The organism is Pontimicrobium sp. IMCC45349 (genome assembly GCF_047219225.1).
Lineage (GTDB): Bacteria > Bacteroidota > Bacteroidia > Flavobacteriales > Flavobacteriaceae > IMCC45349.
The window spans coordinates 3,174,291-3,186,771 of record NZ_CP178208.1 but is presented as its reverse complement, the minus strand read 5'-3'; the positions used below and the strand labels follow the sequence as shown (position 1 = coordinate 3,186,771).

The following is a 12,481-nucleotide window of genomic DNA, read 5'->3' as shown; positions in this document are numbered from 1 at the left end:
ATTACAGAAATCTAACTAATCACAATTTTTAAAATATGAAATTATTAGAAGGTAAAACAGCCATTATAACTGGAGCGAGTAGAGGAATAGGTAAAGGTATTGCAGAAGTATTTGCACAACAAGGTGCTAATGTAGCTTTTACTTATAGTTCATCTATAGATGCAGCAAAAGCATTAGAAGATGAATTAAATGGTTTAGGAGTTAAAGCAAAAGGCTATCAAAGTAATGCTGCAAGTTTTGAGGAAGCACAAGACTTAGCTGCTGAAGTTTTAAAAGAATTTGGAAGTATTGATGTTTTAGTAAATAATGCAGGAATTACAAAAGATAATCTTCTTATGAGAATGGGAGAAGAAGATTTTGATAAAGTAATTGAAGTTAACCTTAAGTCTGTGTTTAATATGACTAAAGCGGTACAACGTACGATGTTAAAACAACGAAAAGGATCTATTATAAATATGAGTTCTGTAGTTGGTGTTAAAGGAAACGCTGGACAAACTAACTATGCAGCTTCTAAAGCAGGAATTATAGGTTTTTCTAAATCTGTTGCATTAGAGTTAGGTTCAAGAAATATTAGAAGTAACGTGATTGCACCTGGTTTTATTGAAACTGAAATGACTGCTAAGCTAGATGAAGAAACTGTTAAAGGTTGGAGAGCAGCTATTCCTTTAAAAAGAGGTGGTACTCCAGAAGATATAGCAAATGCTTGTGTGTTTTTAGCTAGTGATATGAGTGCCTATGTTACTGGGCAAACTTTAAATGTTGATGGTGGAATGTTAACCTAATCTATTATAACTTTATGAAAAAGCTATTAATCGTTTTCACGTGCTTTATGTTTACAACATTAAGCGCTCAAATTAGTATTGGTCCTAGACACATAGGGAAATCTAAAAATTTCCCCAAGGGACGTATAGATAAGTTTAAAAAAACCGAAACTATATTTGTATTATCAGATATTATTGATGTTGATGTTTACGATCAAATATTAAATGATTCTTGGGATGTTACACCTTATAAGTTAGTATATCGCGATGAGTTTAATCCTCTAAATTATTTAGACGGAAATTATAGTTTCGCAAATTTAGAAGGGCATCATGTAGTAAAGACCATGAAATCTGGCGCTCAAGTTGATTATATTTATATTTATATTAAGTTTTTTATGTATGATGCTGAAAACTTAAAAAAGGAAATTAGTAAGCTAGATAAAAAAAGCAAGAAGTATGAGAAAAAATTAAATAAAGCTATTTCTTCTAATAAGGAAAGTCTTGCTAGAGTAGATTTATTTCCTAAAGACACTTTTTTACCAACAGCTTTAAGTTCTAGTTCGTCTGAAATCATGGATAGCATTTATAGTACAGATGTTTTTTATAACTATAAACCTGGTTTTCTTAAGAATTATTTTCAAAAAGTAAATAATCAATTAAAATTAGGTGAAGAGTATTGGATGTATGATAATGATTATTTACCTGAACTCAAAAAACTTGCTAACACCACGCTTTATATTCCAAATTATCATCTAATTAAGTATAATGCTTGGAGAGGGAAAGATAAAAAGGATAAAGATAGTTTTGAAAAAGTTTTTGAGGATTATAAGTATAACTATGAATTCCTAGATCAGGATGAAATGGATAGACGTATATTGGCTGGTGAGGAGTTTTATTATTTAAGATATGTAAGAGTAAATTCTCAAAAATTTATTCATATCGTAAACTCAAAAACTGGTGAAGTTATTTATCGTAATTATGTTGCTGGTATAATGTCTTCATACAATATAAAATCTAGACATGTAGATGATATTAATAGTAAAATAAAAAAGGCACTAAAAAAATAATTTTTAAGGCTTAAATGAAATATGAAAAAACTATTTATAACAGCAGTATTTAGCTTATTCACATTTATAGTTGTTGCTCAAGAGTGGCAAAAATTTAAAAGTGAAACGTTTGAGTTTACTGCAGATTATCCTGGAGAGCCTAAATATTCAACTCAAGAAATTCCTACAGGTGTAGGTAATTTAACGATGCATATGTTTATGCTTTCTGAGTTACCACCAGAATCTAAAAATGCAGTTTATAGCGTAATTAGATCAGACTATCCAGAAGATATGTTTGAAGAACCTGAGGAAGGTTACATAAAAACTGTATTAGACGGAGCAGTTAATGGTGCTGTAACAAATGTAAACGGAAGATTACTCATAGATAACTCTATTACTTTTAATGGTTATCCAGGTAGGAGTATTAAAATAGCAATAGAAGGCGCATATATTTATATACGTTGTTATCTTGTAAAAAATATTATGTATATATCTCAAGTTGTAACTTTAGATGTACATGAAGATAATGCTGATATTGATAAATTTCATGACTCTTTTGAGCTCATAAAAGTAAAACATGACTAGTGTCAACAACAACACTATTATATATTATAATTGCTGGTATAACAGCGCTATCATTAGCGCTGTTTCAGTATTTATATAAATCTAAAAAGAATAAATTACATATTCTTTTTTCTTTTTTAAGGTTTATAACTTTATTCTCTTTATTTCTATTAATTATAAATCCAAAGTTTGAAAAAATAACGATTTATAATGAAAAACCTAAGCTTGTTGTAGCTGTAGATAATTCTGAATCAATTAAGCATATAGGAAAAGAGGAAGATGCAAATAACCTTGTTAATAATGTTGTAACTAATCAAGAGTTAAATGATAAATTCAATATAGAACGCTATGTCTTTGGAGGTAATATTGAAGATTTTGACTCATTATCTTTTAATGCAATACAATCAAACATTAGTAAAGCTTTAAGTAGTCTTGATAACATTTATAAAAATGTAAATGCACCAATTGTATTACTAACAGACGGAAATCAAACAATTGGAACAGATTATGAGTATGTATCAAACAAGCTTAAGCAAAGTGTTTACCCAATAGTTTTAGGAGATACAACACAGTTTGTAGATATAAAAATCCAACAGCTTAATGCTAATAAATATGCTTATTTAAAAAATAAGTTTCCAGTAGAAGTTATAGTAACTTACAGTGGTAATCAGGAGATTAGCTCTCAATTAACGATATCTACAAGTAATTCAACAAAGTTTTCAAAGCAACTAAATTTATCAAAGCAAAATAATTCACAAACTGTAATTGCTAATCTTTTGGCAGATAAAGTAGGAGTAACAACATATTATGTTAGCCTATCTCATTTATCTGAAGAAAAAAATACAGCTAATAATGTTAAGCCTTTTGCAGTAGAAGTAATTGATCAAAAAACCAATGTTGCCATTATTAGCGATATTATTCATCCAGATTTAGGTGCAATTAAAAAGATGGTAGAAACCAATCAACAACGTTCTGTTTCTATTGTATCTCCTTCAGAGTATTTAAATTCAAAAGAGTTATATCAATTAGCAATTATCTATCAACCTAATAATAAGTTTAAATCAGTTTTTGATTATATAAATAATGAGGGTTTAAATAGTTTTGTAATTGTTGGAACCAATACACAATGGAGCTTTCTTAATAGTGCACAAACGTATTATAGTCAAGAGATTACTTTACAGACTGAAGATTATCAACCTTCATTAAATAGTAACTATAATACTTTTATAGTTGACGATTTAGGTTTTCAATCATTCCCACCATTAAATTCCGAATTTGGAGATGTAATATTTAATATTCCTAATTCACCAATATTATACAAATCAATAAACGGTAATATTACTGATAAAGCACTATTAACAACTTTTGAGGATAACAACAAACGAGGTGCTTTATTGTTAGGAGAAAATATTTGGAAGTGGAGAGCTCAAAGTTATCTTATAGATGGTACTTTTGATAAATTTGATAGTTTTTTTGGAAAGCTTATTCAATATTTAACTTCTAATAAACGTAAGAGTAGATTGAATTTAGATTATGAATCATTTTATAATGGTAGTCAAGATGTTGTTATTATAGCACAATATTTTAATAAAAACTACGAATTTGATGCTAATGCAAGTTTAAGTATTACTGTAAATAATACAGAAACCAATAACACTATTACAATTCCATTTGTTTTGAAACAAAATAAGTATCAAGTAGACTTGAGTCAGTTGGCTGCTGGAACTTATGATTTTACTGTTAATGCAAATAATGAAATTAGTCAATCTGGTAGAATACAAATATTAGATTTTAATATAGAACAGCAGTTTTTTAATGCAAATTCAAATAAGCTAAAACAGTTAGCTAAAAATACAAATGCTAATAGTTACCATTACACAAAGATTGATGCTTTTGTTAGTGATATTTTAAGTGATGGTAGATATAGCATTATAGAAAAAAGCAACAAAAAAATTGTACCTTTAATCGATTTTAAATACTTATTAGCTCTGATAGCCTTAAGTCTTGCTTTAGAGTGGTTTATAAGAAAATATAACGGACTTATTTAAACAAAAACAACAAACATAGTTATGGAAAAGTTACCAAAAATTGGGTTGCCAATTATTTTTATATTGGTTGTATTAATCATATTAATTTCTAAATCTGCTGTAACCATTGGACCTGGAGAAGGTGGCGTTATATTTGAACGCTTTGGTGATGGTATTAATACAGATAAAACTTATGGAGAAGGATTTCATATTGTAGCACCTTGGAATGAAATGATTATTCGCAAAGTAAGGCAACAGTCTGTTTCAGATAATATGAATGTACTTTCAGTAAATGGATTAGAAGTAAAAGTTAATGGAACTATTTGGTATGAGCCAGAGTATAGTAATTTGGGTAAGTTAATTAAAACAAAAGGTGAAGATTACGAGCATGAATTACTAGATCCAGCAATTAATGCTGCAGCTCGTAGTGTGGTTGGACGTTATACACCTGAGCAATTATACTCAAGTAAAAGAGATGTAATTGAACAAGAAATTTTAGATGAAGTTACTAAGCTATTAGCTGGTCAATATCTAATTGTAAAGCGTGTTTTGGTTGAAGATGTTCAATTACCTCCAACAATTAAACAAGCGATTGAGCGTAAATTAAAGCAAGAGCAAGAATCTTTAGAGTATGAGTTTAGACTTGTTACAGCTCAAAAAGAAGCTGAAAAACAACGTATTGAAGCACAAGGTAAAGCTGATGCTAATAAAATTCTAAGTGCTTCTTTAACAGATAAGATTCTTCAAGATAAAGGTATTGAAGCTACAATAAAATTAGCAGAGTCACCTAATAGTAAAGTAGTTGTAATAGGTTCTGGTGATTCTGGAATGCCAATTATATTAGGTAATCAATAATATTTTTATGAGGTTAGTCATCATCTTTTTTTTGTTTTTTAGTATTAGTATAAATGCTCAAGAAAAAGATGATATACTAATATATGATAATTTTGTTGAGAGCTATTATAACAAAAAGAATGAGCAACCAATTTTAGTTTATAATAAAATTAATGGAAGAGTAGTTGATACACTCTATAACATTGATGATAAATATGCATGGTATAAATTAGCTATATCAGATAGTGATTCTGGGTGGTTGAAAATAAAAAACATTCAGAGATTGCCTTCTGAATATAAGAATTATGGCTACGAAAATCATTGGGTTAAGAGTAGTGATTTTCTAATTAATGTGGATGTATATAATCCCAATAAACCAGTGTATTTATTTGAATTACCATCTATTAAATCTAACCGAATACATAAAATTGATGAACATCAAAGTGTTAATGTTACAGAAATTGATGGTCTTTGGGCAAAAGTTAAGTTTACTATTGATAATAAAATAATAGAAGGTTGGCTGAGTTTTAAGAATCAATGTGGTTTACCTTGGACTTCTTGTCCGAAATATGATTAATTTGCTCAAGAGTTTGGATTTGTAAAAATTATTTTGCAATCTTTGAACAGACAAAAAACAGAAATGAATTTTATTCAATTACATCATCATCATTTTCATACTTGCACTCAAGCGAGCTGAAAATGTATTGAATAAAACCAAGATATTTTTAAAACCCGTTTGAGTAAATCAAACGGGTTTTTTGTTGACGTGTTGCAATAGATTACTTTCCTAAAGATTTACTCAAACCAATATTATTGAAATGAGTAAACTAAAAATTGCAATTCAAAAATCAGGACGACTTCACCAAGAATCCATGCAACTTCTTAAGGATATTGGTATTTCTATTGATAATGGAAAAGATCAACTAAAGGCTTCAGCACAAAATTTTCCAGCTGAAGTATTCTACCTTAGAAATGGAGATATACCACAATATCTTAGAGATGGCGTTGTAGATATGGCCATTATTGGAGAGAATGTACTAGTAGAAAAAGCTACTGACATCAACTTTGTTGAGCGTCTTGGATTCTCTAAGTGTAGAGTAAGCATTGCTGTTCCAAAAGCAATGCCCTATGAAAGCATTAAAGATTTAGAAGGCAAACAGATAGCAACGTCTTATCCAAATACTGTAAATCAGTTTTTAACCAAAAACAATGTAAATGCAGATTTACATATCATTAATGGTTCTGTGGAGATTGCACCAAATATTGGTTTAGCAGATGCCATTGTAGATATCGTATCTAGTGGAAGCACCTTATTCAAGAACAATCTTGAAGAGCAAGAACTTATTCTGAATTCAGAAGCTGTGTTGGCAGTATCACCATTAATTTCTATAGAAAATCAAAGTTTACTTGATAAAATTCAGTTTAGAATACAATCGGTTCTAAAAGCACGAAACTATAGATACGTATTGTTAAACACACCAGATGAACACATTCCGCGTATTATAGAAATTCTACCAGGAATGAAAAGTCCAACAGTACTGCCTTTGGCAAAACAAGGTTGGAGCTCACTGCACACTGTAATTGATAAAAATCAATTTTGGAATATTATAGACGAATTAAAACAAAATGGAGCAGAAGGTATCCTTGTGTGTCCAATAGAAAAAATGGTAATATAAATATGAAAACAGTACTAAATCCAAAGAAAAGCACTTGGGAATCTATTCTCAAAAGACCTACTCAAAGCATTGAAGACATTGAAAATACTGTAAATCAGATTTTTCAAGATGTTCAGAAAAATGGAGATTTTGCAGTGTCCAAGTACACTTCAATTTTTGATGGTCTTGATTTGGAGACCTTGCAAGTTTCCTCAGAAGAGATTAATGAGGCCATAGCTGAAATTCCTGAAGCATTGAAATCTGCTATTCAAATAGCAAAGGATAACATCGAAAAGTTTCATAGTGCACAGGAAACCAATAGTGTTACAGTTGAAACTACAAAAGGTGTAATATGCTGGCAAGAAAAACGGCCTATAGAAAAAATAGGCTTATACATTCCTGGAGGTACAGCACCATTATTTTCTACAGTATTAATGTTAGCTATTCCTGCAAAACTAGCGGGTTGTAATGATATCGTATTGTGTTCTCCACCAAATAAAGAAGGGAAGATTGCAGACGAAATTTTATATGCTGCACAACTCTGCGGATGTACCAAAATATTAAAAGTAGGAGGTATTCAAGCTATAGCAGGATTAACATTTGGCACAGCATCTATTCCAAAAGTGTATAAGATATTTGGTCCTGGGAATCAATTTGTAACTGTTGCAAAACAGTTATCAACTAAGTATGATACAGCCATAGATATGCCTGCAGGACCAAGTGAATTACTTGTATTCGCTGACGATTCTGCCAATGCATCTTATGTAGCTTCAGATTTATTAAGTCAAGCAGAGCATGGTACTGACAGTCAAGTGATTTTGGTTTCAACTTCAAAAGCTTTAATTAAAGCCGTAGAAGAAGAAGTATATCGTGAACTAGAAAAGTTACCTAGAAAATCTATAGCAGAAAAAGCAATTGAAAACTCTCGATTAATCTATGTTGAAAATGATAAAGTAGCATTAGAATTGATTAATAACTATGGACCAGAACACTTCATAATTTGTAGTAATAATGCTGATTTTTTTATTAATGGTATTCAAAATGCTGGTTCTGTATTTATAGGTAACTATACGCCAGAAAGCGCTGGAGATTATGCTTCAGGAACCAATCACACTTTACCAACCAATGGATTTTCTAAGGCTTATTCAGGAGTAAATTTAGATAGTTTTTTAAAGGGTATTACGTTTCAAAAAATCTCACAAGAAGGCTTATTAAATATTGGAAGAAGCATTGAATTAATGGCAGAAGCAGAAGGCTTGCAAGCGCACAAAAATGCAGTTTCAATTCGATTAAAAGATTTAAAATGAAAAGAGAATTCAATTTAAATAACCTGGTTAGACAAAGTATTAAAAGTTTAAAACCCTATGCCTCTGCTAGAGATGAATATAAAGGAACATCGACAGATATAATATTTCTAGATGCTAATGAAAATCCTTTTGATTCTAAATATAATCGCTATCCAGATCCACAACAAGATGCGGTGAAGCGTATTTTGTCTCAGCAAAAGGGCGTTTCAAAAGCTAATATATTACTAGGTAATGGTAGTGATGAAGTATTAGACTTAATCTTTAGAGCTTTTTGTAATCCAAATATAGACAATGTCATAACCTTACCACCAACGTATGGTATGTATGAGGTTTTAGCAAATATTAATGCTGTTGATGTGGTGAAGATTCAATTGACTGAGAATTTTCAACCTAATGTTGAACAAATTTTAGAAGCACAAAACAACAATTCAAAGCTATTGTTTCTATGTTCACCAAACAATCCTACTGCTAATAGTTTGACCTCTGAAAAGATAGAACAACTCATTAAAAAGTTTAGAGGTATTGTAGTTATTGATGAGGCATACATTGATTTTTCTAGAGAAGAAAGCTGGTTAAGTAGATTAGAAGAATTTCCTAATGTCATTATTACTCAAACTTTATCTAAAGCTTATGGAATGGCTGGAATACGACTAGGTATTTGTTATGCTTCAGAAGAGATAATAAGAATACTTAATAAGATAAAACCACCTTATAATATCAACACCTTAACTCAAGATAAAGCAATTGAACGCTTATTAGATAGTAATACCATTGAGCTTGACGTAAAACGAATTATTTCTGATAGAGTCTTATTAGCAAACGAATTATCTAAAATTGATTTTATAGAAACTATATATCCATCGGATACCAATTTTTTGTTAGTAAAGGTTGATAATGCCAATAAACGTTATCAACAATTACTAGAGTATGGTATTGTTGTTAGAAACAGAACAAGCCAACCACTATGTGATAATTGTCTGCGATTTACAGTTGGAACATTTATGGAAAATGAAGAATTAATAATGACATTAAAAACATTAACATGAAAAGCGTACTTTTTATAGATCGAGACGGAACACTAATAAGAGAACCTTCGGATGAACAAATCGATGCATTTGATAAGTTAGAGTTTTATCCTAAAGTGTTTCAATATTTAAGTAAGATTTCTAAAGAATTGGATTTTGAAATTGTAATGATTACCAATCAAGATGGTTTGGGCACAGAAGCTTTTCCAGAAGATACATTTTGGCCTGTGCATGATTTTATTATTGAAACCTTTAAGAATGAAAATATCATATTCAAAGAACAATTTATAGACAGAACTTTTGCAGTTGATAATGCACCAACTCGAAAGCCTAACACAGGATTGCTAACACAATATTTTTCTGAGGATTATGATTTAAAAAACTCTTTCGTCATAGGTGATCGTTTAACAGATATTGAATTGGCTAAAAACCTTAATGCTAAAGGGATTTTTATTAATGATAACACCAATTTAGGGACTAATGAAGTCACTGTGAAATACGAAGAATTAGAACCATTTGTTGCATTAGAAACCAATGATTGGGAAGCTATTTATACATTTTTAAAAGCTAAACAACGTTCAGGTAGCATATCAAGGACGACTAATGAAACTGACATTAAAGTAGCCTTAAACCTTGACGGAACAGGGCAAAGTCAAATTAACACAGGTATTGCATTTTTTGATCATATGTTAGATCAAATTGCACGTCATGGTCAAATCGATTTAGATATAGATGTTAAAGGCGATTTAGAAGTTGATGAACATCATACAATAGAAGATACAGCAATTGCTTTAGGAGAGTTATTTAGTAAAGTATTAGGAGATAAACTAGGCATAGAGCGTTACGGTTTCTGTTTGCCCATGGATGATTGTTTAGCACAAGTGGCTATAGATTTTGGAGGTAGAAACTGGCTGGTTTGGAATGCTGATTTTAATCGTGAAATGATTGGTAAAATGCCTACTGAAATGTTTATGCACTTCTTTAAATCCTTTACAGATGGCGCAAAATGTAATTTGAATATTAAAGCTGAAGGTACAAATGAACACCATAAGATAGAAGCTGTTTTTAAAGCGTTTGCTAAAGCAATTAAAATGGCTGTAAAAAGAGATATAGAAAAAATGATATTACCAACAACTAAAGGTCTGTTATAATGAATATTGTAATTATAGATTATGGCGCCGGAAATGTAAAAAGCATTGAATTTGCTATAAATCGTTTGGGTTATAACATTGTATTATCTAATAATATAGAGGTTATAAAAAATGCAGATAAAGTCATTTTTCCAGGTGTCGGAGAAGCGAATTCAGCAATGCAAATGCTCAAAAAATCAAGATTAGATGAGTTAATTCCAACTTTAAAACAACCCGTTCTTGGTATTTGTTTAGGGATGCAATTGATGTGTAATCACACAGAAGAGGGCAATACCAAAGGCTTAGGAATCTTTGATGTCAATGTGAAACGTTTTTCTAATACTGTTAAAGTTCCTCAAATGGGATGGAATACTATAAAAAAATTAAGATCGGACGTATTCAAATCTATTGATGAAAATACCTATATGTATTTGGTACACAGCTACTATGCAGAATCTTGTAAGCAAGCTATTGCAGTAACTCACTATGAAAAAGCATATACTTCAGCATTACAGTATGAAAATTTTTATGGTGTACAGTTTCATCCAGAAAAGAGTAGTAGTGCAGGTGAACAATTATTAAAGAACTTTTTAGAATTATAACATGAGAATTATACCAGCAATAGATATCATAGAGGGTAAATGCGTAAGGCTAACAAAGGGTGATTATAATACAAAAACCATTTATAATGAAAACCCAATTGAGGTCGCAAAACAATTTCAAGACTCGGGAATTGAGTACTTGCATTTGGTAGATTTGGATGGCGCGAAAGCAAAACATATTGTGAATTATAAGATTCTAGAACAAATAGCTGTAAAAACGGATTTAAAAATTGATTTTGGAGGAGGGCTAAAGTCTAACGAGGATTTAAGAATTGCTTTTGAATCTGGGGCAAACCAAATCACAGGTGGGAGTATAGCTGTAAAAAATCCTGACCTTTTTGAAGCATGGGTGAATACTTTAGGATCAGAACAAATTATACTTGGAGCAGATTGTTACAATGAAAAAATAGCAGTTTCTGGTTGGCAAGAATCTAGCGCTTTAGATGTGGTTCCATTTATTAAGGACTATCAGACCAAAGGAGTTGAATATGTGATTTGTACTGATATATCAAAAGATGGTATGCTAGAAGGTCCATCATTTGACTTGTATAAAAGTATATTAGAAGAATGTCATGCTGAGCTTGTCGAAGCACCCTTAAAACTAATAGCTTCAGGAGGCGTTTCAAGTTTTGATGATCTACCTAAACTACAAGAACTAGGTTGCGAAGGTGTCATCATAGGGAAGGCGATTTATGAGAATAAGATCAGTTTAAAACAATTAGAACAATTTATAATCAAAAGCTAGAATTATGCTAACAAAACGAATTATTCCTTGTTTAGATATAAAAAACGGAAGAACCGTTAAAGGTGTCAATTTTATGAATCTTATTGATGCTGGAGATCCTGTAGCTTTAGCTAAACAGTATGCTCTTGAAGGTGCTGATGAATTGGTGTTTTTAGATATTTCTGCTACTCAAGAGCAGCGACAAACAACATTAGATATGGTTTTGCAAGTTGCACAGCAAGTTAATATTCCATTTACAGTTGGAGGTGGAATTTCATCTGTAGCTGACGTTGATGCACTTTTAAAGCATGGAGCAGATAAGGTTTCTATCAATTCATCAGCAGTTAAAAATCCTGATTTGATAACACAGTTGTCCCAGAAGTTTGGAAGTCAATGTATTGTTGTAGCTATAGATGCTAAACAAATAGGAAAGGAGTGGAGAGTACATTTAGCAGGAGGAACTATTCCTACAGATTTGAATTTGTTTGATTGGGCCAAGGAAGTAGAGCAAAGAGGTGCAGGAGAAATATTGTTTACCTCAATGGATCATGATGGTACTAAAGACGGTTTTGCTAATAAAGCACTAGCGCAGTTGTCTAGTTTGATTAACATTCCAATAATAGCTTCAGGAGGAGCAGGAACAACACTGCATTTTGTAGATGCTTTTATAGAAGGGAAAGCAGATGCAGCTTTGGCTGCTAGTGTGTTTCATTTTGGAGAACTACCAATTAAAGTATTAAAAGAAGAGTTAAAGCATAATAATATAGAAATTAGATTATAAATGTCACACTGAGCTTGTCGAAGTG

At 31.0% G+C, this 12,481-nt stretch carries 13 protein-coding genes; all 13 read left to right on the top strand.

The genetic code is table 11. The features are described 5' to 3' along the window. Positions 1–35 precede the first annotated feature (35 nt). The 13 genes from fabG (at position 36) to hisF (ending at position 12,456) form a co-directional block, all read left to right on the top strand. Complete coding sequence (gene fabG / locus ACLII3_RS14690; RefSeq protein WP_412985114.1) at positions 36–782, top strand: 3-oxoacyl-[acyl-carrier-protein] reductase; 747 nt, start codon at positions 36–38, stop codon at positions 780–782. A 14-nt stretch (positions 783–796) separates the two neighbouring features. Next, entirely contained in the window at positions 797–1,828 is a 1,032-nt protein-coding gene (locus tag ACLII3_RS14685; RefSeq protein ID WP_412985112.1) for a hypothetical protein, read from the top strand. Positions 1,829–1,849: 21 nt separating this feature from the next. Then, the gene (locus ACLII3_RS14680) at positions 1,850–2,392 is read left to right on the top strand and encodes a hypothetical protein (RefSeq protein WP_412985110.1); all 543 of its coding nucleotides are present in this window, start codon (positions 1,850–1,852) and stop codon (positions 2,390–2,392) included. After that, positions 2,392–4,419 (top strand): VWA domain-containing protein, encoded by a 2,028-nt coding sequence (locus ACLII3_RS14675; protein WP_412985108.1) that lies wholly within the window; start codon positions 2,392–2,394, stop codon positions 4,417–4,419. The genes ACLII3_RS14680 and ACLII3_RS14675 overlap by 1 nt, the downstream gene beginning before the upstream one ends. A gap of 21 nt (positions 4,420–4,440) precedes the next feature. Next, the gene (locus ACLII3_RS14670) at positions 4,441–5,253 is read left to right on the top strand and encodes a prohibitin family protein (RefSeq protein ID WP_412985106.1); all 813 of its coding nucleotides are present in this window, start codon (positions 4,441–4,443) and stop codon (positions 5,251–5,253) included. A 7-nt stretch (positions 5,254–5,260) separates the two neighbouring features. Beyond that, positions 5,261–5,809, top strand: a complete 549-nt coding sequence (locus tag ACLII3_RS14665; protein WP_412985105.1) for a hypothetical protein — start codon at positions 5,261–5,263, stop codon at positions 5,807–5,809. 241 nt (positions 5,810–6,050) lie between these two features. Beyond that, on the top strand, positions 6,051–6,908 hold the full coding sequence (gene hisG, locus ACLII3_RS14660; protein ID WP_412985103.1) for an ATP phosphoribosyltransferase: 858 nt from the start codon (positions 6,051–6,053) through the stop codon (positions 6,906–6,908). Positions 6,909–6,910: 2 nt separating this feature from the next. Beyond that, complete coding sequence (gene hisD / locus ACLII3_RS14655; protein WP_412985101.1) at positions 6,911–8,194, top strand: histidinol dehydrogenase; 1,284 nt, start codon at positions 6,911–6,913, stop codon at positions 8,192–8,194. Beyond that, positions 8,191–9,240, top strand: coding sequence for a histidinol-phosphate transaminase (gene hisC, locus ACLII3_RS14650; protein WP_412985099.1), 1,050 nt, complete (start codon positions 8,191–8,193; stop codon positions 9,238–9,240). Before hisD ends, hisC begins: the two co-directional genes overlap by 4 nt. Then, a complete protein-coding gene (hisB, locus tag ACLII3_RS14645; RefSeq protein WP_412985097.1) occupies positions 9,237–10,370 on the top strand; it encodes a bifunctional histidinol-phosphatase/imidazoleglycerol-phosphate dehydratase HisB in 1,134 nt (377 codons plus the stop codon). Before hisC ends, hisB begins: the two co-directional genes overlap by 4 nt. Continuing rightward, a complete protein-coding gene (gene hisH / locus ACLII3_RS14640; RefSeq protein ID WP_412985095.1) occupies positions 10,370–10,951 on the top strand; it encodes an imidazole glycerol phosphate synthase subunit HisH in 582 nt (193 codons plus the stop codon). The genes hisB and hisH overlap by 1 nt, the downstream gene beginning before the upstream one ends. A 1-nt stretch (position 10,952) precedes the next feature. Next, positions 10,953–11,696 carry a 1-(5-phosphoribosyl)-5-[(5-phosphoribosylamino)methylideneamino]imidazole-4-carboxamide isomerase gene (hisA, locus tag ACLII3_RS14635; protein ID WP_412985093.1) on the top strand — a complete coding sequence of 248 codons (744 nt, stop codon included), beginning with the start codon at positions 10,953–10,955 and terminating at the stop codon, positions 11,694–11,696. A 4-nt stretch (positions 11,697–11,700) separates the two neighbouring features. Next, positions 11,701–12,456, top strand: coding sequence for an imidazole glycerol phosphate synthase subunit HisF (gene hisF, locus ACLII3_RS14630; protein WP_412985091.1), 756 nt, complete (start codon positions 11,701–11,703; stop codon positions 12,454–12,456). Positions 12,457–12,481 lie beyond the last annotated feature (25 nt).

Bases quoted from the DNA above. Each gene is read 5' to 3' on its own strand.
- hisD (WP_412985101.1), top strand. From the start codon at position 6,911: ATGAAAACAGTACTAAATCCAAAGAAAAGCACTTGGGAATCTATTCTC.
- hisH (WP_412985095.1), top strand. From the start codon at position 10,370: ATGAATATTGTAATTATAGATTATGGCGCCGGAAATGTAAAAAGCATT.
- hisG (WP_412985103.1), top strand. From the start codon at position 6,051: ATGAGTAAACTAAAAATTGCAATTCAAAAATCAGGACGACTTCACCAA.
- ACLII3_RS14680 (WP_412985110.1), top strand. From the start codon at position 1,850: ATGAAAAAACTATTTATAACAGCAGTATTTAGCTTATTCACATTTATA.
- ACLII3_RS14685 (WP_412985112.1), top strand. From the start codon at position 797: ATGAAAAAGCTATTAATCGTTTTCACGTGCTTTATGTTTACAACATTA.
- hisF (WP_412985091.1), top strand. From the start codon at position 11,701: ATGCTAACAAAACGAATTATTCCTTGTTTAGATATAAAAAACGGAAGA.
- fabG (WP_412985114.1), top strand. From the start codon at position 36: ATGAAATTATTAGAAGGTAAAACAGCCATTATAACTGGAGCGAGTAGA.
- hisB (WP_412985097.1), top strand. From the start codon at position 9,237: ATGAAAAGCGTACTTTTTATAGATCGAGACGGAACACTAATAAGAGAA.
- hisC (WP_412985099.1), top strand. From the start codon at position 8,191: ATGAAAAGAGAATTCAATTTAAATAACCTGGTTAGACAAAGTATTAAA.
- ACLII3_RS14670 (WP_412985106.1), top strand. From the start codon at position 4,441: ATGGAAAAGTTACCAAAAATTGGGTTGCCAATTATTTTTATATTGGTT.
- hisA (WP_412985093.1), top strand. From the start codon at position 10,953: ATGAGAATTATACCAGCAATAGATATCATAGAGGGTAAATGCGTAAGG.
- ACLII3_RS14665 (WP_412985105.1), top strand. From the start codon at position 5,261: ATGAGGTTAGTCATCATCTTTTTTTTGTTTTTTAGTATTAGTATAAAT.